The organism is Sphingobium sp. AP50, assembly GCF_900109095.1.
Classification (GTDB): domain Bacteria; phylum Pseudomonadota; class Alphaproteobacteria; order Sphingomonadales; family Sphingomonadaceae; genus Sphingobium.
Genome location: NZ_FNYZ01000001.1, coordinates 197,469 through 219,280, shown reverse-complemented (window position 1 = coordinate 219,280; position 21,812 = coordinate 197,469). Strand labels below are relative to the sequence as shown.

Here is a 21,812-nt window from a genome sequence, read left to right as displayed (position 1 = left end):
ATTTAAATTCTCGGCAGATAATGGTCGCCATGGGAAATGGCGCGAAACAGATGCTCTTCCCGGCGGACGAGCAGGATGGTTTCTCCTTCTTCCAGTGTCTGATTGCCATTGTCGGGTTCGACCATGACATAATGGGCCTGACCATGATGGTCCTCGACCCGGGCGCGGGCGGGCGATCCGCTGGCGGCGCGGCCGGTGACGATCGTCGCGCGGCTGCCGACCAGATGGTCGAGCGAAATGGCGGTAGTGTGATCCTGTGGCAGGAAGGGGGCGACGATCCGCGCCGCAACGCCGGTGGCGGGCAGGGCGGTGACCGCCGCGCCGGGGACGGCTATCCACGGCGTGATCATGCCGCCGAACAGATCATGCGCCGCCTGCTGCCCCAGCAGGCCGATGATCGCGAACAGGGTGAGGAACAGGGCGACCAGCGCCAGCAGCGGAAGACGACCCAGACCCAGCCAGCCGAGCAGATCGGCGTCCGTATCCAGATCCAGACCGGCGTCGCCGGCAAAGCCCAGCGCCTGCACGGCGCCGATCAGCAGCATCAGCACAAGCGCCGACACGAAGACGATATTTTCCGGCGCGAAAAGAAAGGCCTCCACTCCTAACCTCCTGATTCGCCAGCGATGCTAACCGACGAATGGAGGCAAAGACAGGATAAAGCGACTCGACTGTATTATTTTACTGCATCACCACGTCGCGGCTGAGATAGACCTGCGCCACGCGGCCATCCTTCATCGCGCAGGTGAAGCGGCGGGTGGTGCCGCTGGCGGCGCGATAGCTGGCGCGGGTTTCCACCTCGCCATCGATGTTGGTCGTACCGCCCTGTCCGGCGCGGGGTGCCTCCATATGGCGGATTTCGGCATAGCCGCTCTGGCCCTGTGCTTCGTCCCGCGCGGCGAGCGCGCAGGCGTCGGTCAGGGCGTCATCCCCGGCGGCGACATCGGAAAAGTCGGCATCGTCGCGGCTGGGGGCGCTATGGACGTCGGCGCCATAGTCGGTGCCGCTGCTGGGCGGTGGCGCGTCATAGTCGTCGCTGTCGTTGCGGGCGGTCTGCGCCTGCTTGTCCTTGTTCAGGGAGGAGGCAACGATCGCCACCGCGCCGACGAGCGCCGCGACACCCACCGCATCGCCGAAACCGAAACCATTGCCGCGATGGCGATGATGATGGTCCCAACCGCCGCGACCGCCATAGCCGCCGCCCCATCCGGGCTGCGCCTGCGCCGTGCCGATGCTACCCAGCATCAGCCCCGCGCTTACCAGCGCTCCGGTCATCCAGCGTGCCTTGGTCCCGATCATCTGCCTGTCTCCTGCGATGGATAGAGGCATAGGCGAGGCAGGCTGTCGCAAGGCTGAACGGGGACGCAGATGGTAATCCTCCCCTTTTCAGGAGAGGTGGCACGCGCGAAGCGCGTGACGGAGGAGGCTGGAGGAACGATGGAGGTTGCGCCCCCCTCCACCACGCCCTTCGGGCGCGGTCCCCCTCCCCTTGCAGGGGAGGATTTTTATTCCGGCTTCGCGCTGATCGTCAGGCCGGTGAAGCGGGCGAGGAAGGCATAGCTGTCGGCATATTCGTCGATCAGCTTGTCGACCGGCTTGCCCGATCCATGGCCGGCGCGGCTTTCGACCCGCAGCAGGCGGGGGCGGGTGCCCAGATCGGCGGCCTGCAGGGCGGCGGCATATTTGAAGCTGTGGGCGGGGACCACCCGGTCGTCGGTATCGGCCGTCGTCACCAGGATCGCGGGATAATCCTTGCCCGACAGGATGTTGTGATAGGGTGAATAGCCGTAGAGCAGCGGAAAATCCGCGGCCTTTTCCGGCGATCCATAATCGTCCACCCAATAGCGCCCGGCGGTGAAGCGGTCGAAGCGGAGCATGTCCATCACCCCCACCGCCGGCAGCGCGGCGGCGAACAGGTCGGGCCGCTGGTTCACCACCGCGCCGACCAGCAACCCGCCATTGGAGCGCCCCTCGATCGCCAGCCCGTCCTTTGGCGTGTAGCCATTGGCCTTGAGCCATTCGCCCGCCGCGATGAAATCGTCGAACACATTCTGCTTGTTGGCGCCGCGCCCGGCATCATGCCACGCCTTGCCATATTCCCCGCCGCCCCGCAGATTGGCGATGGCATAGGCGCCGCCCTGTTCCAGCCAGGCCATGCGCACCGCCGAATAGCCTGGCGTCAGGCTGATGTTGAAGCCGCCATAGCCATAGAGGATGGTCGGCGCGGCGATCGCCTGATCGGCCAGCCGCTTCTTGCGCAATATGGTGATCGGGATCATCGTCCCGTCCTTCGACGGATAGAGCCGCTGCTCCACGCCGAAATCATCGGGGTCGAAGGGCAGGTCGGGCTGCGCGAAAATCTGGCTTTGCAGGGTCGCCGTGTCGAAGCGATAGATGCTGGACGGGGTGACGAAACCGGAGAAGCTGAAGAAGGTTTCCGGGTCGCCCGCCCGCCCGCCAAAGCCCGCCGCCGTGCCGAATCCGGGCAGGGGCACGTCGACCACCTTGCGCCCGTCTAGTTCGACCAGTTCGGCGACCGTCTGCGCGTCGCTCATATAGGCCAGAATCATGCGGTTGCCGACCAGCGATCCGCCCGCCAACGTCTCGGATCTTTCCGCGACAATCTCCTGCGCGCGGCGACCCGGGCGGGCGGCGTCGAGCGTCACCACGCGCATATGGGCGGCGCGATCGTCGGTCAGGAAGAACAGGGTCGATCCCCGGCTACCGATCAGCCGCCAGTCGTGGGCCGGCCCCTTGACCAGCAGGCGCGGCCTGACCGGGCTGCCGTCCAGCATCGCGACATGGACTTCGCGGCGCGGATCGATCCCCTGAAAGCTGTTGATGACCAGCCAGCGGCCGTCCCCCGTCACCTGCGCCTGATGGCTGAGCGCGGGACGATCAGGCGTGGCATAGATCAACTGGTCCTGAGCCTGATCGGTGCCGACGCGGTGATAGAAGAGCTGCTGCCCCTCGCTGGAAGACTGGAAGGCCTGCCCGCTCTGCGGCGCGGCGAAGCGGGAGTAGAAAAAGCCCTCCCCCCGGCCGTCCCAGGCGATCTGCGAGAATTTGACCCAACGGACGGCATCGTCCAGCGCCTTGCCGCTGTCCACATCGATCAGCCGGAGCGTGCGCCAGTCGCTGCCGGCATCCTGCACCGCATAGGCCAGATATTTGCCGTCCGGCGATGGCGCCCATTCGGCGAGCGCGCTGGCGCCATCCTTCGCCCAGTCATTGGGGTCGAGCAGCAGCCTCTGCTTCCCCTCCAGCCCTTCACGGACATAGAGCGGGGTCTGGTTCTCCAGCCCCTTGTTATAGCCATAGAAATACCGTCCACCGGCTTTGCGCGGGATGGTGTAGCGGCCATGCGAGAAGAGCGCCTGCATCCGCTTCTTGAGCGCGTCGCGCCCCGGCAGATCGTCGATATAGCGGCGGGTAAGGCTGTTTTCCTGCGCCACCCAGTCACTGACCGCCGGATCGGCGCGCAGATCATTTTCCAGCCAGCGATAGGGATCGGCGACCTTCACGCCGAAATGATCCTCCACCAGATCCAGCCGCCTGGCGAAAGGATAATGCAGGGCGTCCGGGTTGCCCGCCTCGATCGCCGCGCCATCGGGGGTGGCGGGCGCGGGCGCCGCCGCCAGCAATAGCAGCGGCAGGATCAGGGCAGCGAGGCGCATCCTCTCTTTTTTCACTCTTTTCCAAACAGAACAGGCCGCGTTTCCCTAGGGAAGCGCGGCCTGTCCGTAAAGCATCCAGTCCGGAAGTCGACTTTACGCCTTTTCCGAGTCAGCCGGTGTTTCCATCGGCCTAGAAAAAGCTTGGGTCAGACCGGTCAGATCAAGCTTCTTCCAGCTCGTCCGCGTCGGCGCCCTGGACCGGACCGGAGTCCTGACCCTTGGCGGAAACGTCACGGTCGACCAGTTCGATGATCGCCATCGGCGCGGCATCCGAAGCACGGAAGCCAGCCTTGATCACGCGGGTATAGCCGCCGTCACGATCCTTGTAACGCTCGGCCAGAATGTCGAACAGCTTGATCAGCTGCACGTCATCCTGAAGACGGGCGTGGGCCAGGCGACGGTTGGACAGGCCACCCTTCTTGGCGAGGGTGATCAGCTTTTCGACGTAAGGACGCAGTTCCTTGGCCTTGGCAGTGCCGGTCAGGATCTGCTCATGCTTGATGAGCGAGGCTGCGAGGTTACGCAGCAGCGAGTTGCGGTGACCGGCGCTGCGCTGCAGCTTACGATGACCAACCTTATGACGCATGATATCTTCCTTCGTTCGTTAAGGGGCCGTTTCAGGTACCCCAGACCAGGCAGTGTTAAGGGCCACCGCCTTTTGCCCATAAGGAACCGGGCCGGAGCATACGCTCCGGCCCTGTCCGCTTAACCAAGCAGCTCCTGTTCGAGCTTCTTGGCCATTTCCTCGATATTTTCCGGCGGCCAGCCGGGGATGTCCATGCCCAGGCGCAGGCCCATGGACGACAGCACTTCCTTGATTTCGTTCAGCGACTTGCGGCCGAAATTCGGGGTGCGCAGCATCTCGGCTTCGGTCTTCTGGACCAGATCGCCGATATAGATGATGTTGTCGTTCTTGAGGCAGTTGGCCGAGCGGACCGACAATTCCAGTTCGTCCACCTTCTTGAGAAGATAGCGGTTGATCTGGTTGGTGTCGCTTTCGCCTTCCGAAGTGGCGGCAGCAGCATGACCGGCGGCGGGCGCCGCGGCAGGCAGTGCGTCTTCGAAATGGACGAACAGCTGCAACTGGTCCTGAAGGATGCGGGCGGCATAGGCCACTGCATCTTCCGGCGTCACGGTGCCGTCGGTTTCCAGCGTCAGCGACAGCTTGTCATAGTCCAGTTCCTGGCCGACGCGGGTGTTATCCACCTTGTAGGCGACCTGGCGAACCGGCGAGTAGAGCGCATCGACCGGGATCAGACCGATCGGGGCGTCTGCCGGACGGTTGGCGACAGCCGGAACATAGCCCTTGCCGATGTCGGCAGTCAGTTCCATGTTCAGCGTGGCGCCCTGGTCCAGGTGACAGATCACCAGATCGGGGTTCATCACTTCGATGTCGCCCACGACGCTGATGTCGCCAGCTTTCACCACGGCCGGGCCGGTGGCGGACAGCTGAAGACGCTTGGGGCCTTCGCCTTCCATCTTCAGCGCGACCTGTTTGATGTTCAGGACGATGTCGGTGACGTCTTCACGCACGCCGGCAAGCGACGAGAATTCGTGCAGGACGTTCTCGATCTTGATCGAGGTGACCGCCGCGCCCTGAAGCGAGGACAGAAGAACCCGACGCAGCGCGTTGCCAAGCGTCAGGCCGAAACCGCGCTCCAGCGGCTCGGCGACGAACGTCGCCTTGCGCTTGCCGTCACCCGAAACCTTGATCTCAAGGCTGTTGGGCTTCTTCAATTCCTGCCAGTTCTTCATGTTGACAGTCATGTATTTCCCCTGGGGATGGGCCGGAACGCTTATGAAATCCTGAACCCGACAGGACGTTCCGGCGATGCAAACGGGAAAACGGGCGACGCGTCCGCCGCCCGCATGTCATGCAACGCTGCGTTTAGACGCGGCGACGCTTGGAGGGACGCACGCCATTGTGCGGGATCGGCGTCACGTCGCGGATCGACGTGATGTGGAAGCCGACGGCCTGCAGCGCGCGCAGGGCCGATTCACGGCCCGAACCGGGGCCCTTGACTTCCACTTCGAGGGTACGGACGCCATGTTCCGCAGCCTTGCGGCCGGCGTCTTCGGCGCACACCTGAGCGGCGTACGGGGTCGACTTGCGGCTGCCCTTGAAGCCCATCATGCCGGCCGAGGACCACGAAATCGCGTTGCCCTGGGCGTCGGTGATGGTCACCATGGTGTTGTTGAAGCTGGCGTTGACGTGCGCGACGCCGGCCGAGATGTTCTTGCGTTCGCGGCGCTTAATGCGCTGGGGTTCGCGTGCCATTTTGCTCTAATCCTACTGAAATCTTGTGTTGCTGGAGGCGTCTTCCTTGGGGAGAGCTGCCTCCGGCGGAGAAGAAGACGAAACAGTCCCCCGGACTGTTTCTTACTTCTTCTTACCGGCGATCGCCTTGGCCTTGCCCTTGCGGGTGCGCGCATTGGTGTGCGTGCGCTGACCGCGGACCGGCAGGCCCTTGCGATGACGCAGGCCGCGATAGCAGGCCAGATCCATCAGGCGCTTGATGTTCATCGCGGTTTCGCGACGCAGATCGCCTTCGACGGTCAGGTCGGCGTCGATCGCTTCACGGATCTGGAGGACTTCGGCGTCGCTCAGGTCCTGGACCCGGCGGCTCTGGTCGATGCCCAGCTTGGTGGCGATGTCGACGGCCGTCTTGCGACCGATGCCGTGGATGTAGGTGAGCGCGATGATTACGCGCTTGTTGGTCGGGATGTTAACACCCGCAATACGTGCCATGGTATTAGTTTCTCCTGCTCCACAGGGCCAGCTTTCGCCGTCCCTATCTCAAAGCGTCAAGCCGGATTTCCCTGGCGAGGAAAAGCGGCCAATTACAAGGCCCCAAGACGCACAAAAGACGGCCAGTGCCAAAAGCACCGCCGCTCGCCGCGTTTAGGGGAAGGGGGCCTGTAGCGATTCGCCCCGAAATAGTCAATTGCCGTGCGGCCGGACGCATCGGGTCGGCGGCTCGACCCTTTCGGCCCCTTTTCGGGTTGAGCGGGGCGGATGGCTCCGGCATGGAGGGGGGATGCGCCTCATCCCGTCCTTCGCCGCCTTTGCGCCCTCGCTGGTCCTGCTGGCTTCCTGTGTCGGACCTGCGCCGCAACGGCCCGCACCCACGCCTCCGCCTGCGACGCGCCCCGTCGCACAGCCCCGCCCGGCGCCGATCGCCCCGGCCCAGCCCACCCCCGTGGCGACCGAATGGCAATATCGGCCCGCCAGTCCGGGCAACTGGACTTATCGCCCTGAAGCGGCGGGCAGCGTCGCTGTCTTCGGCCTGTCCGCCAGCGACGCGCGGCTGACCCTGCGCTGCGACCGGGCGAGTCGGCGCATCAGTCTGGCTCGCGCCGGCGTCGGCCAAGGCGCGATGATCGTGCGCACCAGCTATGGCGCGACCAGCTGGCCAGCCACTTCATCTGGCGGCGCGACGCCCCAACTCGTCGCCTTTCGTGCGGCCTCCGACACGGTGCTGGATCAGCTCGCCTATAGCCGGGGCAAGTTCGCGGTCGATGTTGCGGGGCAGGAGGCGCTTATCGTCCCGGCCTGGGCCGAAATATCGCGGGTGATCGAGGATTGCCGGGGATAGCGGAACGACGCGGTTCGGGCTGGCTCGAAGGACGCGAAATTATGATTCCAAAAAAGAAAATTACAAGTCTTGATCATAGCCTGCGTCTGATTCACATTTCCTCTCGTGGACCGGCCAAGGGTAGATCGAAGTCGGCCACTACGGGCTTCAACATAGCGAAAGGAGGTGATCCGATGTCTCATGGTTCAGCAATGGGGTCGGTTCAGTCCATTCGGGAAACGCGCCGCTGAGCGACGCCTTTAGCGTCGATCCGTCATCCGTCAGATATATCTGAGCGCCGACAAACAGGCCGTGTCTGCGGGTGATCGATAGCGCGACCAACCGTTTCCTTCTGGCGGTGCTTCCGGCCGCTGACCATGTCAATGATGGGCCGTCGGGCACTGACCCGGCGGCCCCTCTCATTTTCGTGACTCGCCCCGTTGCAGTCGATTCGATCTGCCGCCGGTAGCGATCCACAGCATGCCTTGATGGACGCCCCGCCCCAACGCGCTATACTGGCCCGTATGACAGCCGCCACGTCCCTTGGACATCCCGTCTACCGGGACATGCCCACCACCATTTTCGAACATATGTCGGCCCGCGCGCGGGAGACGGGCGCGATCAATCTGGGGCAGGGCTTTCCCGAAGGGCCGGGGCCGCAAGCGGTGTTGCAGGCCGCCGCCGACGCGCTACTGACGCAATCCAGCCAATATCCGCCGATGCCCGGCCTGCTGGAATTGCGCATGGCGATCGCCGCCCATTATGCCCGCAGCCAGCAGATCGACCTGACCCCGCAGGAGATCATCGTCACCTCCGGCGCGACCGAGGCGATTGCCGCCAGCCTGCTGGCGCTGGTGCAGCCGGGCGACGAAGTGCTGATGCTCGCCCCGCTCTATGACGCCTATCTGCCGCTGGTGGAGCGGGTCGGCGGCGTGGCCAGGATCGTGAAGCTGACCCCGCCCGACTGGCGTATTACCCGCGAGGCGCTTGAGGCGGCGATCACGCCCCGCACCCGCATCCTGCTGATGAACAATCCGGTGAACCCCACCGGCATCGTGCTGCGCGACGAGGAACTGGCGCTACTCGCCGACCTATGCGTCACCCATGACCTGATCGCCATCTGCGACGAGGTGTGGGAGGAAACCGTCTATGACGGGCTGCCCCACCGGCCGCTGATCGGCTTTCCGGGCATGCGCGACCGCACCGTCAAGATCGGGTCGGCCGGCAAGATCTTCTCCGTCACCGGCTGGAAGGTCGGCTGGATGTGCGCCGCCCCGCCGATCGCCACCCTGCTCGCCCGCGCGCATCAGTTCCTGACCTTCACCACCCCGCCCAATCTGCAATGGGCGGTGGCGGAGGGGCTGGGCTGGGCCGAAGACTGGCTGAACGACCAGCGCGCCGCCTATCAGGCGTCGCGCGACCGGCTGGCGGCAGGGCTGGAGCAGGCAGGCTATGTCGTGCAGCCCAGCGGCGCGACCTGGTTCCTGTCGATCGACCTGCCTGCATCGGGCATCGCGCTGGATGACGTGACCTTCTGCAACCGCATCATCGAGGAAGCCGGGGTGGCGGCGATCCCGATCAGCGCCTTCTATCCGCAAGACCCGGTGACGCATCTCGTCCGCCTGTGCTTTTCCAAGACGGACGAGACGCTGGATCAGGCGATCGGGAGGCTGGCCGCCTTTCGCGCAGCGCTGGGCTGACGCAGGATCGCCGCGCCCAGGATCAGCATGACGATCAGCAGCAGCCCCTGCGCGGCGAGGAAGGGCGGCTCCTTGCCGGTCGGTGCGAAGGCGTTGAGCGCCGGTACCTTCAGGAAGCTCTGCACCACCAGCACGAACAGGTTCATCCACAGGGCGATGGTCGCAGTCACCGCATAGACGGCCCGCGCCCGGCCGCGCAGCTTGAGGCCGTAGAGCGCGACGAAGGCAAGGATCAGCACCAGCGTCGAAATTATCCCTACCCCGATCGCGGGGGTGAAGCCGCGAAAGGGAAAGAGGAAGCCGGTCAGGCTGGTGAGCAGGGTGGTGACGAGGAAGATCGCCTGCGTGCGCGGCAGGAAATGCCCCCGCGCCTGCGCCGGGAGGGCGACAAGGCCCGCAAAGATGCCGATCAGACTGATCGCGACATGCAGCGCGATGAAGGCGGGAATGGAAAGACCGAGGATCATGATGTTTCTCCTTGATTTCCAGAGGGAAGGTCAGGCCCGATAGCGGGCCGCCGCATCCTTGAGCGACAGGTTGGGCCGCAACGCCGCGCGCGCCGCCATATAGGCGTCGAGGCCGGCATTATCGGGCAGCGCGGGAATGGTGATCGGTTCGCCCATGTCCAGCCCGGCCAGCGCCGCGTCGACCATCACCTCCACATCCATCACCATGGCGGCGGGAATGTTGGCGATCTGCTCCGGCGTCCAGATGGCGGTGCGGGTGATGCCCGGCAGCACGGCCTGCACCTTTACCCCCTTGCCGCCCAGTTCGACCTGCAACGCTTCGGTAAAGGCCAGCACATAGGCCTTGCTCGCCGGATAGACCGCGGTGAAGCCATCGGGCATCAGCGCCGTGACCGACGTGATGTTGATCAGCGTCCCCGCGCCTTTCTCGGCAAAGCGGGGCGCGACAGCGCGGGATAGCCGCGTCACCGCCAGGATGTTGAGGTCGATGAGGCCGGTCAGATAGGCCGGGTCCGTCTGCGTAAAGGCCTGTTCCCCGGCGATCCCGGCATTGTTGATGAGGCCGGTGATGGCATCATCATCGCGCAGCCGCGCCTCGATCCGGGCGAGGTCGTCCGCCTTGGACAGGTCCGCCGCAATCACTTCGACAGCGACGCCAGTGCCACGCAGCTCTGCGGCCAGCGCCTCCAGTTTCTCGGCCCGCCGGGCGACCAGGATCAGATTGGCGCCGCGCTTCGCAAAACGATCGGCATAGACCGCGCCGATACCGTCCGACGCGCCGGTGATGAGGATGGTGTCTTTGGTCATGGGATGTCTCCTTGGAAACGATCCCGTCCGGTCCCGGGTCTGCCGAAATCCGAACGAGATCGGAAATGTCAGCCGTTGATGAAATCGAGCAGGTCGGCGTTGAACCGGTCCTGATGAGTCTGCGTCAGCCCATGGTCGGCGCCTTCATACACGATCAGCACCGCATCCGTAACGATCTTCACGGTCGAGAGGGCCGCCGCACCGATCGGCACGATCTGGTCGTCATCGCCATGCAGGACGAGCGTGGGCACATCGACCTTCGCCAGATCGGCATGGAAATCGCTTTCCGAAAAGGCGCGGATCGAGTCGAGCTGTCCCTTGAGGCCGCCCATCATCCCCTGCCGCCAGAATTCTTGCGCGATACCTTCGGAGATCACCGCGCCGTCGCGATTATAGCCATAGAAGGGGATGGTCAGATCGCGGAAAAACTGGCTGCGATTGTCGAACGTCCCCTTGCGAATGCCGTCGAACACATCGATCGGCAGCCCGCCCGGATTGGCCTCCGTCTTGAGCATCAGCGGGGGCACCGCGCCGATCAGCGCCAGCTTGGCGACCCGGCTGGTGCCATGGCGGCCGACATAGCGGGTGACTTCGCCACCGCCGGTCGAATGGCCGACCAGCACCACATCCTTCAGGTCCAGCGCTACGATCAGTTCCGCCAGATCGTCGGCATATTGGTCCATATTATTATTGTCCCACACCTGATCCGACCGGCCATGGCTGCGCCGGTCATGGGCGATGGTGCGGAAGCCTTGTTGGGCGAAAAACACCATCTGCGCGTCCCAGGCGTCGGCGCTCAGCGGCCAGCCATGGGAAAAGACAATCGACTGTCCATCGCGCGGCCCCCAATCCTTGTAGAAGATGCGGGTGCCGTCCTTGGTGGTGATGACATTGCTCATGATGAAAGTCCCTTTCCCTATCTGGAAGAGCGTCTCACGCCCTGTGCTTGCAGAATTAGGGGGAATCGCGGAGGTTCGGGATTGGCGGTTCCGACATTAAGCGGGCCGATTCCGACAAAGGCGCGATACCATGCCCGCAACGCCCCTGCCCAAAGCCGAAATCGGCATTCTCTTCTATCCCCGCTGCCAATTGTCGATGGCCTATGGGCTGACAGACATGATCGCGATCGCCGGGCAATTTTCGATCGACCATGGCGGCCAGCCCCTGCGCGTCAGCCGCTGGGAGCATCAGCCCGATGGCGGCTTCGCCCGCAGCCATGACACGCATCCGGAACTGGGGGACGCGACCCGACCGGAAATCTGGCTGGTGCCCGGCCGCCTGACCGGCATCCCCGATGCGCAGGAGGCCGCGCCCTATGCCCGCTGGCTGGTGGACCGCCATGCGCAGGGCGCCACGCTCGCCTCCAATTGCGGCGGCGCTTTCCTGCTGGCGGCGACCGGCCTGTTATCCGGCCGGCCCGCCACCACCCACTGGTGGTTCGCCGACCAGTTCCGCACCCGCTTTCCCGATGTGAAACTGGATTGCGACCGCATCGTCATCGACGATGGCGACATCATCACCGCCGGCGGGCTGATGGCCTGGACCGATCTGGGCCTGCGGCTGGTCGACCGGTTGCTGGGGCCGACGGTCATGCTCGACACCGCCAAATTCCTGCTGATCGACAGCGCCGGGCGCGAACAGAAGCATTTCGCCCGCTTCATGCCGCGCCTGACCCATGGCGACGAAGCGATATTGAAGGTCCAGCACTGGCTCGCCGCGCGGGAAGGCAAGGCGATCAGCGTCGGCGAAATGGCGGCACAGGTCAGCATGGAAGAGCGCACCTTCCAGCGCCGGTTCAAGGCCGCGACCGCCATGACGCCGATCGAATATGTCCAGCATCTGCGCATTACCAAGGCGCGCGAGCATCTGGAATTCACCAGACGCACCGTGGACCAGATCGCCTGGAGCGTCGGCTATGAGGATGCCGCCGCCTTCCGCAAACTGTTCCACCGCCTCGTCGGCCTGTCGCCGGGCGACTATCGCAGCCGCTTCGCCGCGCCGACTGCGCAGGCGGCGTAGAGCGGGATGACTTTGTATTGAATCGTCATTGCGAGCGAAGCGAAGCAATCTACGGGCGCGCCATTGGATTGCTTCGCTTCGCTCGCAATGACGGCGGGGAGCGGTAGGAATCCAGTCCCGCCCTTGTAACTTGGCTCCTGCTTTCGCAGGAGCACGTCGCGCTTGCGGCCACGGCCTCCCCTCGCTAAGTTCCCGTTTCGTTCCCAGCAAGGATATTATATGGACAGCCTGGCCGCCCTTCTGATCGTCATCGCGCTGCTGATCGGCCTTGCCGTGGGCTGGCTGCTCAAGGGCAAGGCGCTGGCGCCGCTCGCCGCCGAGAAGGCCGATCTGGCCACGAAACTCGACCTCGCCGCCACCCAGCGCAACGCCGCCATCGCCGAACTGGCGGTGGAGCAGGAGCGGGTGACGCAGGCCAATGCCCAGATCGCCCGTGTCGAATCGGCGCTGCACGCGGCCGACCAGCGGCTGGAATCGGCCCAGCTTGCTGCCAGTCAGAAGATCGACGCGCTACAGGCCGCCGCCGCCCAACGGATCGAGGCGATCCAGACCGAACGCGAAGCCGCCCTGCGGGAACTCGCCAGCCTGAAATCCGATATCGAAGCGCGCACCCGCGCGTTCGAACAGCAGATCGCCGCGCTGAAGGACGCCAAGGAACAGCTTTCCGCCCAATTCAGCGAGATTGGCGGCAAATTGCTCGACCAGGCCCAGACCCAGTTCCTGACCCGCGCCGACCAGCGGTTCGCCCAGGCCAATGAGAAGAGCGAGGCGCAGCTCAAATCCTTGCTCAATCCGGTCGAAACCACGCTCAAACGCTATGAGGAAGGGCTCGCCCGCGTCGAAAAGGATCGCGTCGGCAGCTATGCCGAACTGCGTGAGGCAGTGCAGCAGGTGCATCTGGGGCAGGGGCAGGTGCGCGAGGAGACGGCCAAGCTGGTCAATGCGCTGCGCGCCGCGCCCAAGACGCGCGGCCGCTGGGGCGAACAGCAGTTCAAGAATCTGATCGAGACGGCCGGCCTTTCCCCCTTCGTGGACTTTCAGGAGGAAGTGTCGGTCGCGGTCGAAGATGGCCGGATGCGGCCGGACTTCATCATCAACCTGCCGGGCGACCAGCAGATGGTGGTGGACGTCAAATGCTCGCTCGTCGCCTATCTGAACGCCGTCGATCAGGTCGATCCGGCGCTGCGCGACGCCCATATGCTCGACCATGCCCGCGCCATGCGCACCCATGCCGACGCGCTGGGGCGCAAGGCCTATTGGGAACAGTTCGACAAGGCGCCCGACTTCGTCATCATGTATGTGCCCGGCGACAATTTCGTCACCGCCGCGCTGGAAGCGGACATGGATCTGTGGGAACGCGCCGCCAAGAATCGCGTCATCATCTGCGGCCCCGCCACCTTCCTCCCCCTCGCCCGCACGCTGGCGGGCCATTGGCGGCAGGCCAAGATGCAGGAACAGGCACAGCAGGTCGGCCATCTGGGCAAGGAATTGTATGAGCGGCTTGCGGTCGCGGCTGGCCATTTGCGCAAGCTCGGCTCCGGCCTCAACAGCGCCGTGTCCAACTATAACAGCTTCATCGGCAGCTTCGAAAGCCGCGTCCTGTCCACCGGCCGCAAGTTCCGCGATCTCGACATCGAAACCGGCGGCAAGGAAATCGAGACGGTCGAGCCGCTGGACGTGATCGCCCGCGACGCGCAGGCCGACGAAGCAAAGGCCCTGCCCGCCGCCGAATAGAAACTTTCCCCCTCCCGCAAGCGGAAGGGGGTCAGGGGGTGGGCCTGCGCAACCCCACCACACCGTAAATAACGCAGGAACAAGCCAGCCCGCCCCGCGTATCTTCTCTATAAGCGACCGGAAATCCCCATGGTCGCGGACAGGAGAGTATCATGTGGAAGGCCCTGCTGGGGCGCCGTCCGCTGCGGCGGCGCACCGTCCCGATCCCCGATCGGCCCCCGATCGAAAAAGACCGCGTCCTGCGCGACGATCCCTTTGCTGACCTGATCGCGCAACTGAACAAAATCCCCTATCAGCGCCGCCGCAAGGCCGGGATGGGCTGCTGAAACCTGTCCTATTCCGGCTGTCCGACCTATAGGTGACGGACGATGTGGCGGATCATGCCCTGCGTAATATAATTTCCAACTCTTGTTTCATAATGTCGAAATTTGCGGGACATATGCGAAGTTAAGCGTGTGTTTTCCTATTCCCCGCCACCCCTACCCTGTCCCTGCGTGCTTCTGCAGCCCATTGCCGCCTCGCCCCGCCACTGGCATGGCAGCATCATGAAACGCATCGGCCTGCTCGGCGGCTCCTTCAATCCGGCCCATGGCGGGCATCGCGCCATTTCGCTCTTTGCCAAAGACGCCCTCGATCTCGATGAAATCTGGTGGCTCGTGTCCCCCGGTAATCCGCTGAAACCCGCAAAGGGCATGGCCCCGCTGCCCGCCCGCCTCGCTCATGCCCGCAAAGTCGCCCGCCGCGCCCCGATTCGCGCCACCGCGATCGAGCGGCATTTGCGCACCCGCTACACCGTTGACACGCTCCGCGCGCTGACCGGCCGCTATCCCCGCCACCGCTTCATCTGGCTGATGGGCGCGGACAATCTGGCGCAATTTGGCCAGTGGCGCGACTGGCGTGGCATTGCCCGACAAATGCCCATTGCCGTAATCGCGCGTCCGGGCTATAATGAGGCTGCCCGTGGCTCTGTGGCCATGAGCTGGCTGCGGCGCTTCGTCCGGTCCGCGCGCCAGAGTGCAGACTGGACGAATTGGAGACCACCGGCGCTCGTGCTATTGCGCTTTCGCCCTGATCCAAGATCGGCGACCCTGCTGCGGCAGGCGGACCCCCTCTGGCATCGCGAATATGAAGCAACGTGTGTGCGCGATCCGCTCACGCGCCGGTTGATCGTCTAGATTGGAGTTTAATTGACTAACCTCGCCCCTGCCAACGATACCGCGCTTGGCGCAGAATCCGTGGCCGCCCTGCACGCCCTTGTCATGCAATCGCTCGACGACGATCAGGCACAGGAAACCATCTCCATCCCGCTGGAAGGCAAGAGCAGCATCGCCGATCATATGGTGATCGCGAGCGGCCGTTCGTCGCGTCAGGTCGCGGCCATGGCCCAGCATCTGGCCGAACGCATCAAGAAGGAAACGGGCCGCTCCGCCCGCGTCGAAGGCCTGCCGGTCGCCGACTGGGTGCTGATCGATGCCGGCGACGTGATCGTCCACCTGTTCAAGCCGGAAGTGCGCAGCTTCTACAATCTGGAACGGATGTGGGGCTTCGTCGACGCGCCGGTCGCGGGCAACGCCTGATTTAATTTCGAAGGGGCCAGCCCCCTTCGACAGACGGGCCATGACAGTCTAAGGGAGGGGCCATGCTCCTCCACATCATCGCGCGCGGCAAGATCGGGCGTTCGCCCGAGGCCGATCTGGTCGACCGCTATGTCAAGCGGCTGACCATGCCGCACAAGATCACCGAAATGCCCGACCGGGGTGGCAAGCTGCCCCCCGTCGCCCCCGGCACCGTCACAGTCATGCTGGACGAAAAGGGCAAGCAGCTCGGCTCCATGGACTTTGCCCGCCGAATCGAGGGCTGGCGCGACGCGGGGACGCGCGAATGCCGCTTCCTGATCGGCGCGGCTGACGGCTTCGATGATGCCGACCGGGCGAACGCCGACCTGCTGATCGCCTTTGGCGCGATGACCTGGCCGCACATGATGGCCCGCGCGATGCTGGCCGAACAGCTCTGGCGCGCCTGCTCCATTCTCGCAAACCATCCCTATCATCGCGAAGGCTAGAAGCCCGGCCATTTTCCGCCTAGTCAGGGCGAAATAAGGCAGGGCATCGGGTGAAGCGCACTATCCTCATTACCGGCGGACTGACGGGCCTTATGGCCCTTGCCGCCGCGCGCCTCTCCGCTGCGGACGACAGCGCGATCATCCTGTCCGGTACAGCCGGCACCACGTTGGCGCAGGAGCAGCAGGCGCTCAAAAATGCGCGCCGCCAGTCGGACGAAGCGCGCGATCGCTCCGCCCGCCTCGAACAACAGGCCGGCGCCGCCCGCGACGAAGCCGAACAGGCGCGTCGCCGCGCCGCCGCCGTCGCCGCCCGTATCCAGCAGGCGGAGGCGGATATTCAGGCGGCGCAGGCCCGCATCGCCATCATCGCCCGGTTGCAGCGCGCGCAGGCCGCGCGCCTTGCGGCCAAGCAGGAACCCGTCGTCCGCCTGACCGCCGCGCTCCAGATGATGGCCCGCCGCCCGCTGGCGCTCGCACTCGTCCAGCCCGGATCGGTGGCCGATGCCGTCCATATGCGCGCGGTGCTGGGCCAGATCCTGCCCGTGATCCAGCAACGCACCGCCGGTCTGCGGCAGGAGCTGGACAAGAGCCGCGGCCTGCGCGCCACCGCCCAGCAGGCCGCCGATGCGCTGGGCAAGGCGCAGGCCGATCGCAAGGACCGGCAGACCGCGCTCGCCGCGCTGGAGGCGCAGAAGCGCGTCGCCGCCCGCGACTATCGCGCCAATGCGGGGCTGGAGAGCGAACGCGCGCTGGCGCTGGGCGAACGGGCGCGCGACATTGTCGACCTGATGGACCGGCTGGAGGAAGCGGGCGATTTGCGCGACCGGCTGGCCGCTCTGTCCGGCCCGCTGCTGCGCCCCGCCCGCCCCGATCAGGCCGCCGCCCCCGCACCCGAACGCGAAAGCGCCGCCGATGGCCCGCCGCCCTATCGCCTGCCGGTGATCGGCCAGCTCGTCACCGGCATGGGCGAAGTGAATGACGGCGGCGTCCGCTCGCGCGGCCTGACTCTCGTCACGCAACCGGGCGCACAGGCGATCGCCCCCACGGCCGGCCGTGTCGCCTTTGCCGGCCCCTATCGCGATTATGGCCAGATATTGATCATCGACCATGGGCAGGGCTGGACCACGCTCATCACCGGCCTCCACCGCGTGACCGCCCAGGTCGGGGACAGCGTACGCCAGGGCGACCCCGTCGGCATCACCGGCGCTGAACGCCCCAACATCACCGTAGAACTGCGCCGCAACGGACGCCCGGTGGATATCGTGCCGCTGGTGGGGCGGGGGTGAGGCCTATTATCGCTGCCAAAGCATGACGACTTGCGGCACATCACTCTCATCTGATGCGAACAGATAGGCGATGCCCCCGCCAAAGTTCGGCCCCTCACCGACATGGGTTCGCCCCTCAAACCCCTCACCATCAGGTGTGATCCAGCTGGTGTGACGGGTGGGTGCTGAAAGAAAACTGTACACAGAGTCTAGTTGCCCAAGGAACCGCCAGCCCGCAGGCCCTTCTTCTGCGCCTTGTAGCCAACGCGGCGCGCCGCCGAGGCGGGTTGACCAAGTGATATCCGCCAAATCATCATCACCCAATGCGAAGAATGTTTCGTCCGAGAAAAATGCCGACTTGATCGATTCAGGGAGGGGAGAAACTCGCTCGACCCAGCCATTGATAATAGCGGCATTATCGAGAGGAGGATTATCTGTTGGGATTTGCGTGACTGCACGCATCAGTGTTTCCGGTTCAAGAACAAGGCAGTGATTTGCACCGGAAAATGCTTCCCAAGTGGCACACATCCCCGGATCGTGATTGCATTGGAAGACGTATAAAACCCTTCCCTCTCGCCCCAGATTTAAGCGATCCGAATCGTGAGCAAACTGGGCAAGCAATGATTGCGACCCACCACATTCCTTGCATATCGGCCACAGACTTATCGGCAACCCGAAGGGAAGACCGCCAAGGTGCTCAGCATGGGCCGATGCTGCATCCTCCGTTTCAGCCAAATCCAGTTGGGGAACAAAATATCGCAATACCCGCATCCTCACATTGCAACACGAAATTCTAGAATAAGGCATTGGATCATGCCAGCTTCAACCCCATTAACCCGACGCTCATCGACCCTGCACGACACTCCATCGAAGCGCGCTTTTGCGTTGGCACGCGAATCGGCCTATATCGGGGATCAGATGCCGGAATCTAGGACAGCCATGAAATCCACCTTCCTCCAGGGCGCGGTTGCGCTCGGGGCGCTTGCGCTCATCCCTGCTACGACTGCCGCTCTCGCTGACGGAGAAGCGTCGAGTTACAAGGCGCTCGATGAATTCATGGATGTGTTTCAAAAGGTCCGCAGCGACTATGTCGAGAAGGTCGACGATGAAAAGCTGATCAAGGGCGCGATCGACGGCATGCTGGCCAGCCTCGATCCGCACAGCAGCTTCCTCGACGCGCGCGACTTCCAGAATCTGCGCACCCAGACCGAGGGCAGCTATGGCGGCCTGGGCCTGTCGGTTACGCAGGAGGATGGCGCGGTCAAGGTTATCGCGCCGACGCAGGATACCCCGGCCTGGCGCGCGGGCATCAAGGCGGGCGACTATATCACCCATATCGACGGGCAGCTGATCTATGGTGGCACGCTGGACGAAGCGGTGGACAAGATGCGCGGCGCGCCGGGCACGTCGCTCAAGCTGACCCTCGTCCGCGCCGGCCGCGACAAGCCGATCGAACTGACCCTGACGCGCGAGATCATTCAGTTGAAGCCCGTCAAATGGGAAGTGAAGAACAATATTGGCGTCATCAACATCGTCAGCTTCTCGGCCAATACCGGGGCGGACGTGCGGTCGGCGATCCGCAGCATCGACAAGTCGCTGGGCCACAAGCCGACCGGCTATATTCTAGACCTGCGCTCCAACCCCGGCGGCCTGCTGGATGAGGCGGTGAGCGTCAGCGACACCTTCCTGGAGCGCGGCGAGATCGTGTCGCAGCGTGGCCGGGCCAAGGGCGATGTCGAGCGTTACTATGCCAAGCCCGGCGACGATGCGAAGGGCCTGCCGGTGATCGTGCTGGTCGATGCGGGCTCCGCTTCGGCTTCCGAAATCGTGGCCGGTGCCTTGCAGGACCAGCATCGCGCGCTGGTGATGGGTGAGCGCAGCTTCGGCAAGGGCAGCGTGCAGACCATGCTGCCGCTCAGCAGTACCACCGCGCTGAAACTGACCACCGCGCGCTATTACACACCATCGGGCCGCAGCGTGCAGGAAGGCGGCATCCAGCCCGATATCCGCGTGCCGCAACTGTCCGATCCCGATTACAAGAACCGGCCGAAGTTCCGCGAAAGCGACCTGCGCCGTCACCTGATCAACGAGATCAAGACCGACGACAAGGCGCTGGAAGAGGATACGAAGGACGATCCGCGCTTCGCCATGTCGGCCGAGGATCTGAAGAAGAAGGGCGTGGAGGATTTCCAGCTCGACTATGCCTTGAAGACCATCTCGCGCCTCGCCAGCACGCCGGGAGCGACCATCGCGCAGGCGCAGGCCCGCAAGCCGGCGGCGAAATGATCCGATGTCCTTCGGTTCGGGATCGGCTCGAACCGAAGGACATCATTATCTTCAACAAGTTCAGCATGACGAAAGGCGGACGAGGGTTTAAGCGGGCATCATGAACAGCCTGTCTCCCTCCCTTGCCAAGGCCCGCGCTCTGGCCCTGCTTGCGCCAATCGCCATGCTCGCTGGCGCCTATGCCTTCCAATATATTGGCGGCCTGCATCCGTGCGAAATGTGCTGGTGGCAGCGTTATGCCCATTTCGCGGCGATCCCGCTGGCGCTGATCGCCTATGCCGCGCGTGATCGCGCATGCATCAGCGGCCTGTTCGCCGGGTTCGCGGGCATTGCCGTGGGGCTGAGCGGCCTCATCGGCCTGTTCCATGCCGGGGTCGAATATGGCTGGTGGGAAGGGCTGACCAGTTGTTCCACCAGCGCCAGCGGCAATGCTGCCCAATTGCTGGACCAGATATGGGCAACCCCTTTGATCCGGTGCGATGTCGCCCCCTGGCACCTGTTCGGCATTTCGATGGCGGGCTATAACGGCCTCTTGTCCAGCGCCGTCGCACTCGCCATCTTGGCCCTGCTGCTGAAAGCGAGGAAAGCATGAGCGCCGCAAAGGATTTTCCGCGTCCCGGCAAGCGGTCCACCCCAGCCGACCGCGCATCCATGGTGCGCGTCGATCAGGCGGGCGAATTCGGGGCGGTGCGCATCTATGGCGGGCAACTGGCGGTGATGGGCGATCGCCATCCCTATGGCCGGCTGATCGCTGGCATGGCGGCGCAGGAGGAACGGCATCGCGCCGCCTTCGACGCGATGATCGCCCGACGCGGCGTGCGCCCGACGCTGCTGGCGCCGATCTGGAATGTCGCCGGCTTTGCGCTGGGCGCGGTCACCGCGGCGTTGGGGCCAAGGGCCGCCATGGCCTGCACCGCCGCCATCGAAACCGAAATCGACCAGCATTATGCCGACCAGCTGGAACAGCTGGGATCGGACGATCCGGAACTCTCCACCGCCATCGCGGATTTCCAGGCGGAGGAGGTCGAGCATCGCGAAGCCGCCATCGCCCATGGGGCGGAGCAGGTACCGGCCTACCCCTTGCTCTATGGGGCGATCCGGCTGGGCTGTCGCGCCGCCATCGCACTGTCGAAGCGCATCTGATAAGGACGGTTATATGAACAGGATTCCGATGATCGCCAGCAGCCTGACCTTTGGGTTGATGCTGGGCGCGTCCGTCCCCGCCTTTGCGCAGCCGGCCAGCAGCACGACCGAAAAGGTCAATATCGTCATCGTCTATGGCGAAGATGCCTGCCCGCAGAGCAAGGGCGACGATATCGTCGTGTGCGCTCGCAAGGGTGAGGAAGAACGCTATCGCATCCCCGAACCGCTGCGTGGCGACCCCAACATGCCCAGCCATCAGGCCTGGGGCGAACGGGTGCGGTCGATGGAATATGTCGGCGCCAGCGGCACGGAAAGCTGCTCTCCCGTGGGCGCAGGCGGCACCACCGGCTGCTTCACCCAGCTCGCCCGCCTCGCCAAGGCGGAACGGCAGGCGGCGGACAATGCCAGCTGGAAGGATCTGGTCGAGGCCGAACGCGCCAAGCGCCTGTCCACCATCGATGCCGACAGCAAGGCGATCGAGGAACGGGTGAAGGCGGAAGAAAAGGCCGAGCAGGAACAGAAGGGCACGCCGCCCCAGCCATGACGGTTCGGAGACGCCGGTGGCGTCTTCGCCTTGAATCGCCGGGCGCGGGGCGCACCCGGCATTCGACAGGGGATATGAAGGATATTTCTATGCGGCGCTCTGTCGTGCTTCCCCTGATCGGCACCTTGCTGATCCCGATGCTCCCCTCGACCGCGCTCGCGCAGGCCGAGCCGCCGCCCGATCGCATCATCAACTTGCTGGTCTATGGCGACGATCCTTGCCCTGAAAGCAAGGGGGACGAAATCGTGGTGTGCGCGCGCAAGCCCGAGTCCGAACGCTATCGCATCCCCAAGAAGCTGCGCGAAAAGCCCGAACCCGTCGGCGGTCCGGGCTGGGGCAGCCAAGTCGCGACGATGGAACAGACACAGCGCCAGACCCTGCCCAATAGTTGTTCGGTCATCGGCAGCAACGGCTTTACCGGCTGTACCGCCCAGATGCTGCAACAATGGTTCGCCGAACGGCGGATGCAGGAAAGCAAGGGCGAGCCATAGAGTGTGTAGGGTCGAAACCACCGCCGTTCGTCCTGAGTAGCC

General features: G+C 64.4%; 25 protein-coding genes. 14 read left to right on the top strand and 11 right to left on the bottom strand.

The window, feature by feature from the left end; all coding sequences use genetic code 11:
* Nucleotides 1–2: 2 nt before the first annotated feature.
* The 7 genes from BMY84_RS01080 to rpsM all read right to left on the bottom strand — a co-directional run bounded on the left by BMY84_RS01080 (nucleotide 3) and on the right by rpsM (nucleotide 6,426).
* A complete protein-coding gene (locus BMY84_RS01080) occupies nucleotides 3–602 on the bottom strand; it encodes an OB-fold-containig protein (RefSeq protein WP_093079579.1) in 600 nt (199 codons plus the stop codon).
* Between the two features lie 79 nt (nucleotides 603–681).
* Nucleotides 682–1,299 carry a hypothetical protein gene (locus BMY84_RS01075; RefSeq protein ID WP_177203858.1) on the bottom strand — a complete coding sequence of 206 codons (618 nt, stop codon included), beginning with the start codon at nucleotides 1,297–1,299 and terminating at the stop codon, nucleotides 682–684.
* 206 nt (nucleotides 1,300–1,505) lie between these two features.
* Complete coding sequence (locus BMY84_RS01070) at nucleotides 1,506–3,677, bottom strand: prolyl oligopeptidase family serine peptidase (protein ID WP_093079577.1); 2,172 nt, start codon at nucleotides 3,675–3,677, stop codon at nucleotides 1,506–1,508.
* A gap of 160 nt (nucleotides 3,678–3,837) precedes the next feature.
* Nucleotides 3,838–4,263, bottom strand: coding sequence for a 50S ribosomal protein L17 (gene rplQ / locus BMY84_RS01065; RefSeq protein WP_093079574.1), 426 nt, complete (start codon nucleotides 4,261–4,263; stop codon nucleotides 3,838–3,840).
* A 119-nt stretch (nucleotides 4,264–4,382) separates the two neighbouring features.
* The gene (locus BMY84_RS01060) at nucleotides 4,383–5,444 is read right to left on the bottom strand and encodes a DNA-directed RNA polymerase subunit alpha (RefSeq protein WP_093079572.1); all 1,062 of its coding nucleotides are present in this window, start codon (nucleotides 5,442–5,444) and stop codon (nucleotides 4,383–4,385) included.
* Nucleotides 5,445–5,565: 121 nt separating this feature from the next.
* Nucleotides 5,566–5,955 carry a 30S ribosomal protein S11 gene (gene rpsK, locus BMY84_RS01055; RefSeq protein WP_004208752.1) on the bottom strand — a complete coding sequence of 130 codons (390 nt, stop codon included), beginning with the start codon at nucleotides 5,953–5,955 and terminating at the stop codon, nucleotides 5,566–5,568.
* 102 nt (nucleotides 5,956–6,057) lie between these two features.
* Nucleotides 6,058–6,426, bottom strand: coding sequence for a 30S ribosomal protein S13 (gene rpsM, locus BMY84_RS01050; RefSeq protein WP_093079569.1), 369 nt, complete (start codon nucleotides 6,424–6,426; stop codon nucleotides 6,058–6,060).
* Nucleotides 6,427–6,715: 289 nt separating this feature from the next.
* Here rpsM and BMY84_RS01045 point away from each other — a divergent pair, with 289 nt between their 5' ends.
* Both BMY84_RS01045 and BMY84_RS01040 read left to right on the top strand, forming a co-directional pair.
* A complete protein-coding gene (locus BMY84_RS01045; protein WP_093079567.1) occupies nucleotides 6,716–7,273 on the top strand; it encodes a hypothetical protein in 558 nt (185 codons plus the stop codon).
* 467 nt (nucleotides 7,274–7,740) lie between these two features.
* The gene (locus BMY84_RS01040; RefSeq protein ID WP_256214992.1) at nucleotides 7,741–8,952 is read left to right on the top strand and encodes an aminotransferase; all 1,212 of its coding nucleotides are present in this window, start codon (nucleotides 7,741–7,743) and stop codon (nucleotides 8,950–8,952) included.
* On the opposite strand, the gene BMY84_RS01035 is transcribed toward BMY84_RS01040, so the two are convergent.
* From BMY84_RS01035 to BMY84_RS01025, 3 genes are all read right to left on the bottom strand, one after another.
* On the bottom strand, nucleotides 8,907–9,419 hold the full coding sequence (locus tag BMY84_RS01035; RefSeq protein ID WP_093079562.1) for a hypothetical protein: 513 nt from the start codon (nucleotides 9,417–9,419) through the stop codon (nucleotides 8,907–8,909). The genes BMY84_RS01040 and BMY84_RS01035 overlap by 46 nt on opposite strands.
* A gap of 30 nt (nucleotides 9,420–9,449) precedes the next feature.
* On the bottom strand, nucleotides 9,450–10,226 hold the full coding sequence (locus tag BMY84_RS01030; protein ID WP_093079559.1) for an SDR family NAD(P)-dependent oxidoreductase: 777 nt from the start codon (nucleotides 10,224–10,226) through the stop codon (nucleotides 9,450–9,452).
* A 68-nt stretch (nucleotides 10,227–10,294) separates the two neighbouring features.
* Nucleotides 10,295–11,125 carry an alpha/beta fold hydrolase gene (locus tag BMY84_RS01025; protein WP_093079556.1) on the bottom strand — a complete coding sequence of 277 codons (831 nt, stop codon included), beginning with the start codon at nucleotides 11,123–11,125 and terminating at the stop codon, nucleotides 10,295–10,297.
* A 130-nt stretch (nucleotides 11,126–11,255) separates the two neighbouring features.
* On the opposite strand from BMY84_RS01025, the gene BMY84_RS01020 reads away from it, so the two are divergent.
* The 7 genes from BMY84_RS01020 (at nucleotide 11,256) to BMY84_RS00995 (ending at nucleotide 17,327) form a co-directional block, all read left to right on the top strand.
* Nucleotides 11,256–12,245 carry a GlxA family transcriptional regulator gene (locus BMY84_RS01020; RefSeq protein WP_093079554.1) on the top strand — a complete coding sequence of 330 codons (990 nt, stop codon included), beginning with the start codon at nucleotides 11,256–11,258 and terminating at the stop codon, nucleotides 12,243–12,245.
* A 219-nt stretch (nucleotides 12,246–12,464) separates the two neighbouring features.
* Complete coding sequence (rmuC, locus tag BMY84_RS01015; RefSeq protein WP_093079551.1) at nucleotides 12,465–13,979, top strand: DNA recombination protein RmuC; 1,515 nt, start codon at nucleotides 12,465–12,467, stop codon at nucleotides 13,977–13,979.
* A 152-nt stretch (nucleotides 13,980–14,131) separates the two neighbouring features.
* The gene (locus tag BMY84_RS29590; protein ID WP_177203857.1) at nucleotides 14,132–14,305 is read left to right on the top strand and encodes a hypothetical protein; all 174 of its coding nucleotides are present in this window, start codon (nucleotides 14,132–14,134) and stop codon (nucleotides 14,303–14,305) included.
* A 219-nt stretch (nucleotides 14,306–14,524) separates the two neighbouring features.
* Nucleotides 14,525–15,154 (top strand): nicotinate-nucleotide adenylyltransferase, encoded by a 630-nt coding sequence (locus BMY84_RS01010; protein ID WP_093079548.1) that lies wholly within the window; start codon nucleotides 14,525–14,527, stop codon nucleotides 15,152–15,154.
* A gap of 12 nt (nucleotides 15,155–15,166) precedes the next feature.
* A complete protein-coding gene (gene rsfS / locus BMY84_RS01005) occupies nucleotides 15,167–15,556 on the top strand; it encodes a ribosome silencing factor (RefSeq protein WP_093079546.1) in 390 nt (129 codons plus the stop codon).
* Between the two features lie 62 nt (nucleotides 15,557–15,618).
* A complete protein-coding gene (locus BMY84_RS01000) occupies nucleotides 15,619–16,041 on the top strand; it encodes a 23S rRNA (pseudouridine(1915)-N(3))-methyltransferase RlmH (RefSeq protein ID WP_093079543.1) in 423 nt (140 codons plus the stop codon).
* A 92-nt stretch (nucleotides 16,042–16,133) separates the two neighbouring features.
* Complete coding sequence (locus tag BMY84_RS00995; protein WP_371262397.1) at nucleotides 16,134–17,327, top strand: murein hydrolase activator EnvC family protein; 1,194 nt, start codon at nucleotides 16,134–16,136, stop codon at nucleotides 17,325–17,327.
* Between the two features lie 6 nt (nucleotides 17,328–17,333).
* Here the strand turns inward: BMY84_RS00995 and BMY84_RS28965 are convergent, their stop codons facing one another.
* Nucleotides 17,334–18,068: a hypothetical protein gene (locus BMY84_RS28965; protein WP_143074959.1), complete on the bottom strand. Its 735-nt coding sequence runs from the start codon at nucleotides 18,066–18,068 to the stop codon at nucleotides 17,334–17,336.
* Between the two features lie 177 nt (nucleotides 18,069–18,245).
* Between BMY84_RS28965 and BMY84_RS00985 the strand changes: the two genes are divergently transcribed.
* From BMY84_RS00985 to BMY84_RS00965, 5 genes are all read left to right on the top strand, one after another.
* On the top strand, nucleotides 18,246–19,592 hold the full coding sequence (locus BMY84_RS00985) for a S41 family peptidase (RefSeq protein ID WP_093017315.1): 1,347 nt from the start codon (nucleotides 18,246–18,248) through the stop codon (nucleotides 19,590–19,592).
* Between the two features lie 100 nt (nucleotides 19,593–19,692).
* A complete protein-coding gene (locus BMY84_RS00980; protein WP_093079535.1) occupies nucleotides 19,693–20,184 on the top strand; it encodes a disulfide bond formation protein B in 492 nt (163 codons plus the stop codon).
* Nucleotides 20,181–20,735 (top strand): demethoxyubiquinone hydroxylase family protein, encoded by a 555-nt coding sequence (locus BMY84_RS00975; protein ID WP_093079533.1) that lies wholly within the window; start codon nucleotides 20,181–20,183, stop codon nucleotides 20,733–20,735. The genes BMY84_RS00980 and BMY84_RS00975 overlap by 4 nt, the downstream gene beginning before the upstream one ends.
* A 13-nt stretch (nucleotides 20,736–20,748) precedes the next feature.
* Complete coding sequence (locus BMY84_RS00970) at nucleotides 20,749–21,279, top strand: hypothetical protein (protein WP_093079529.1); 531 nt, start codon at nucleotides 20,749–20,751, stop codon at nucleotides 21,277–21,279.
* A gap of 74 nt (nucleotides 21,280–21,353) precedes the next feature.
* Nucleotides 21,354–21,770, top strand: a complete 417-nt coding sequence (locus BMY84_RS00965; protein WP_093079527.1) for a hypothetical protein — start codon at nucleotides 21,354–21,356, stop codon at nucleotides 21,768–21,770.
* Nucleotides 21,771–21,812: the final 42 nt, after the last annotated feature.

Coding starts and splice junctions, on each gene's coding strand:
- BMY84_RS01075 (WP_177203858.1), bottom strand. CDS start 1,299: ATGATCGGGACCAAGGCACGCTGGATGACCGGAGCGCTGGTAAGCGCG.
- BMY84_RS01070 (WP_093079577.1), bottom strand. CDS start 3,677: ATGCGCCTCGCTGCCCTGATCCTGCCGCTGCTATTGCTGGCGGCGGCG.
- rplQ (WP_093079574.1), bottom strand. CDS start 4,263: ATGCGTCATAAGGTTGGTCATCGTAAGCTGCAGCGCAGCGCCGGTCAC.
- BMY84_RS01060 (WP_093079572.1), bottom strand. CDS start 5,444: ATGACTGTCAACATGAAGAACTGGCAGGAATTGAAGAAGCCCAACAGC.
- rpsK (WP_004208752.1), bottom strand. CDS start 5,955: ATGGCACGCGAACCCCAGCGCATTAAGCGCCGCGAACGCAAGAACATC.
- rpsM (WP_093079569.1), bottom strand. CDS start 6,426: ATGGCACGTATTGCGGGTGTTAACATCCCGACCAACAAGCGCGTAATC.
- BMY84_RS01045 (WP_093079567.1), top strand. CDS start 6,716: ATGCGCCTCATCCCGTCCTTCGCCGCCTTTGCGCCCTCGCTGGTCCTG.
- BMY84_RS01040 (WP_256214992.1), top strand. CDS start 7,741: ATGGACGCCCCGCCCCAACGCGCTATACTGGCCCGTATGACAGCCGCC.
- BMY84_RS01035 (WP_093079562.1), bottom strand. CDS start 9,419: ATGATCCTCGGTCTTTCCATTCCCGCCTTCATCGCGCTGCATGTCGCG.
- BMY84_RS01030 (WP_093079559.1), bottom strand. CDS start 10,226: ATGACCAAAGACACCATCCTCATCACCGGCGCGTCGGACGGTATCGGC.
- BMY84_RS01025 (WP_093079556.1), bottom strand. CDS start 11,125: ATGAGCAATGTCATCACCACCAAGGACGGCACCCGCATCTTCTACAAG.
- BMY84_RS01020 (WP_093079554.1), top strand. CDS start 11,256: ATGCCCGCAACGCCCCTGCCCAAAGCCGAAATCGGCATTCTCTTCTAT.
- rmuC (WP_093079551.1), top strand. CDS start 12,465: ATGGACAGCCTGGCCGCCCTTCTGATCGTCATCGCGCTGCTGATCGGC.
- BMY84_RS29590 (WP_177203857.1), top strand. CDS start 14,132: ATGTGGAAGGCCCTGCTGGGGCGCCGTCCGCTGCGGCGGCGCACCGTC.
- BMY84_RS01010 (WP_093079548.1), top strand. CDS start 14,525: ATGAAACGCATCGGCCTGCTCGGCGGCTCCTTCAATCCGGCCCATGGC.
- BMY84_RS01000 (WP_093079543.1), top strand. CDS start 15,619: ATGCTCCTCCACATCATCGCGCGCGGCAAGATCGGGCGTTCGCCCGAG.
- BMY84_RS00995 (WP_371262397.1), top strand. CDS start 16,134: ATGGCCCTTGCCGCCGCGCGCCTCTCCGCTGCGGACGACAGCGCGATC.
- BMY84_RS00985 (WP_093017315.1), top strand. CDS start 18,246: ATGAAATCCACCTTCCTCCAGGGCGCGGTTGCGCTCGGGGCGCTTGCG.
- BMY84_RS00980 (WP_093079535.1), top strand. CDS start 19,693: ATGAACAGCCTGTCTCCCTCCCTTGCCAAGGCCCGCGCTCTGGCCCTG.
- BMY84_RS00975 (WP_093079533.1), top strand. CDS start 20,181: ATGAGCGCCGCAAAGGATTTTCCGCGTCCCGGCAAGCGGTCCACCCCA.
- BMY84_RS00970 (WP_093079529.1), top strand. CDS start 20,749: ATGAACAGGATTCCGATGATCGCCAGCAGCCTGACCTTTGGGTTGATG.
- BMY84_RS00965 (WP_093079527.1), top strand. CDS start 21,354: ATGAAGGATATTTCTATGCGGCGCTCTGTCGTGCTTCCCCTGATCGGC.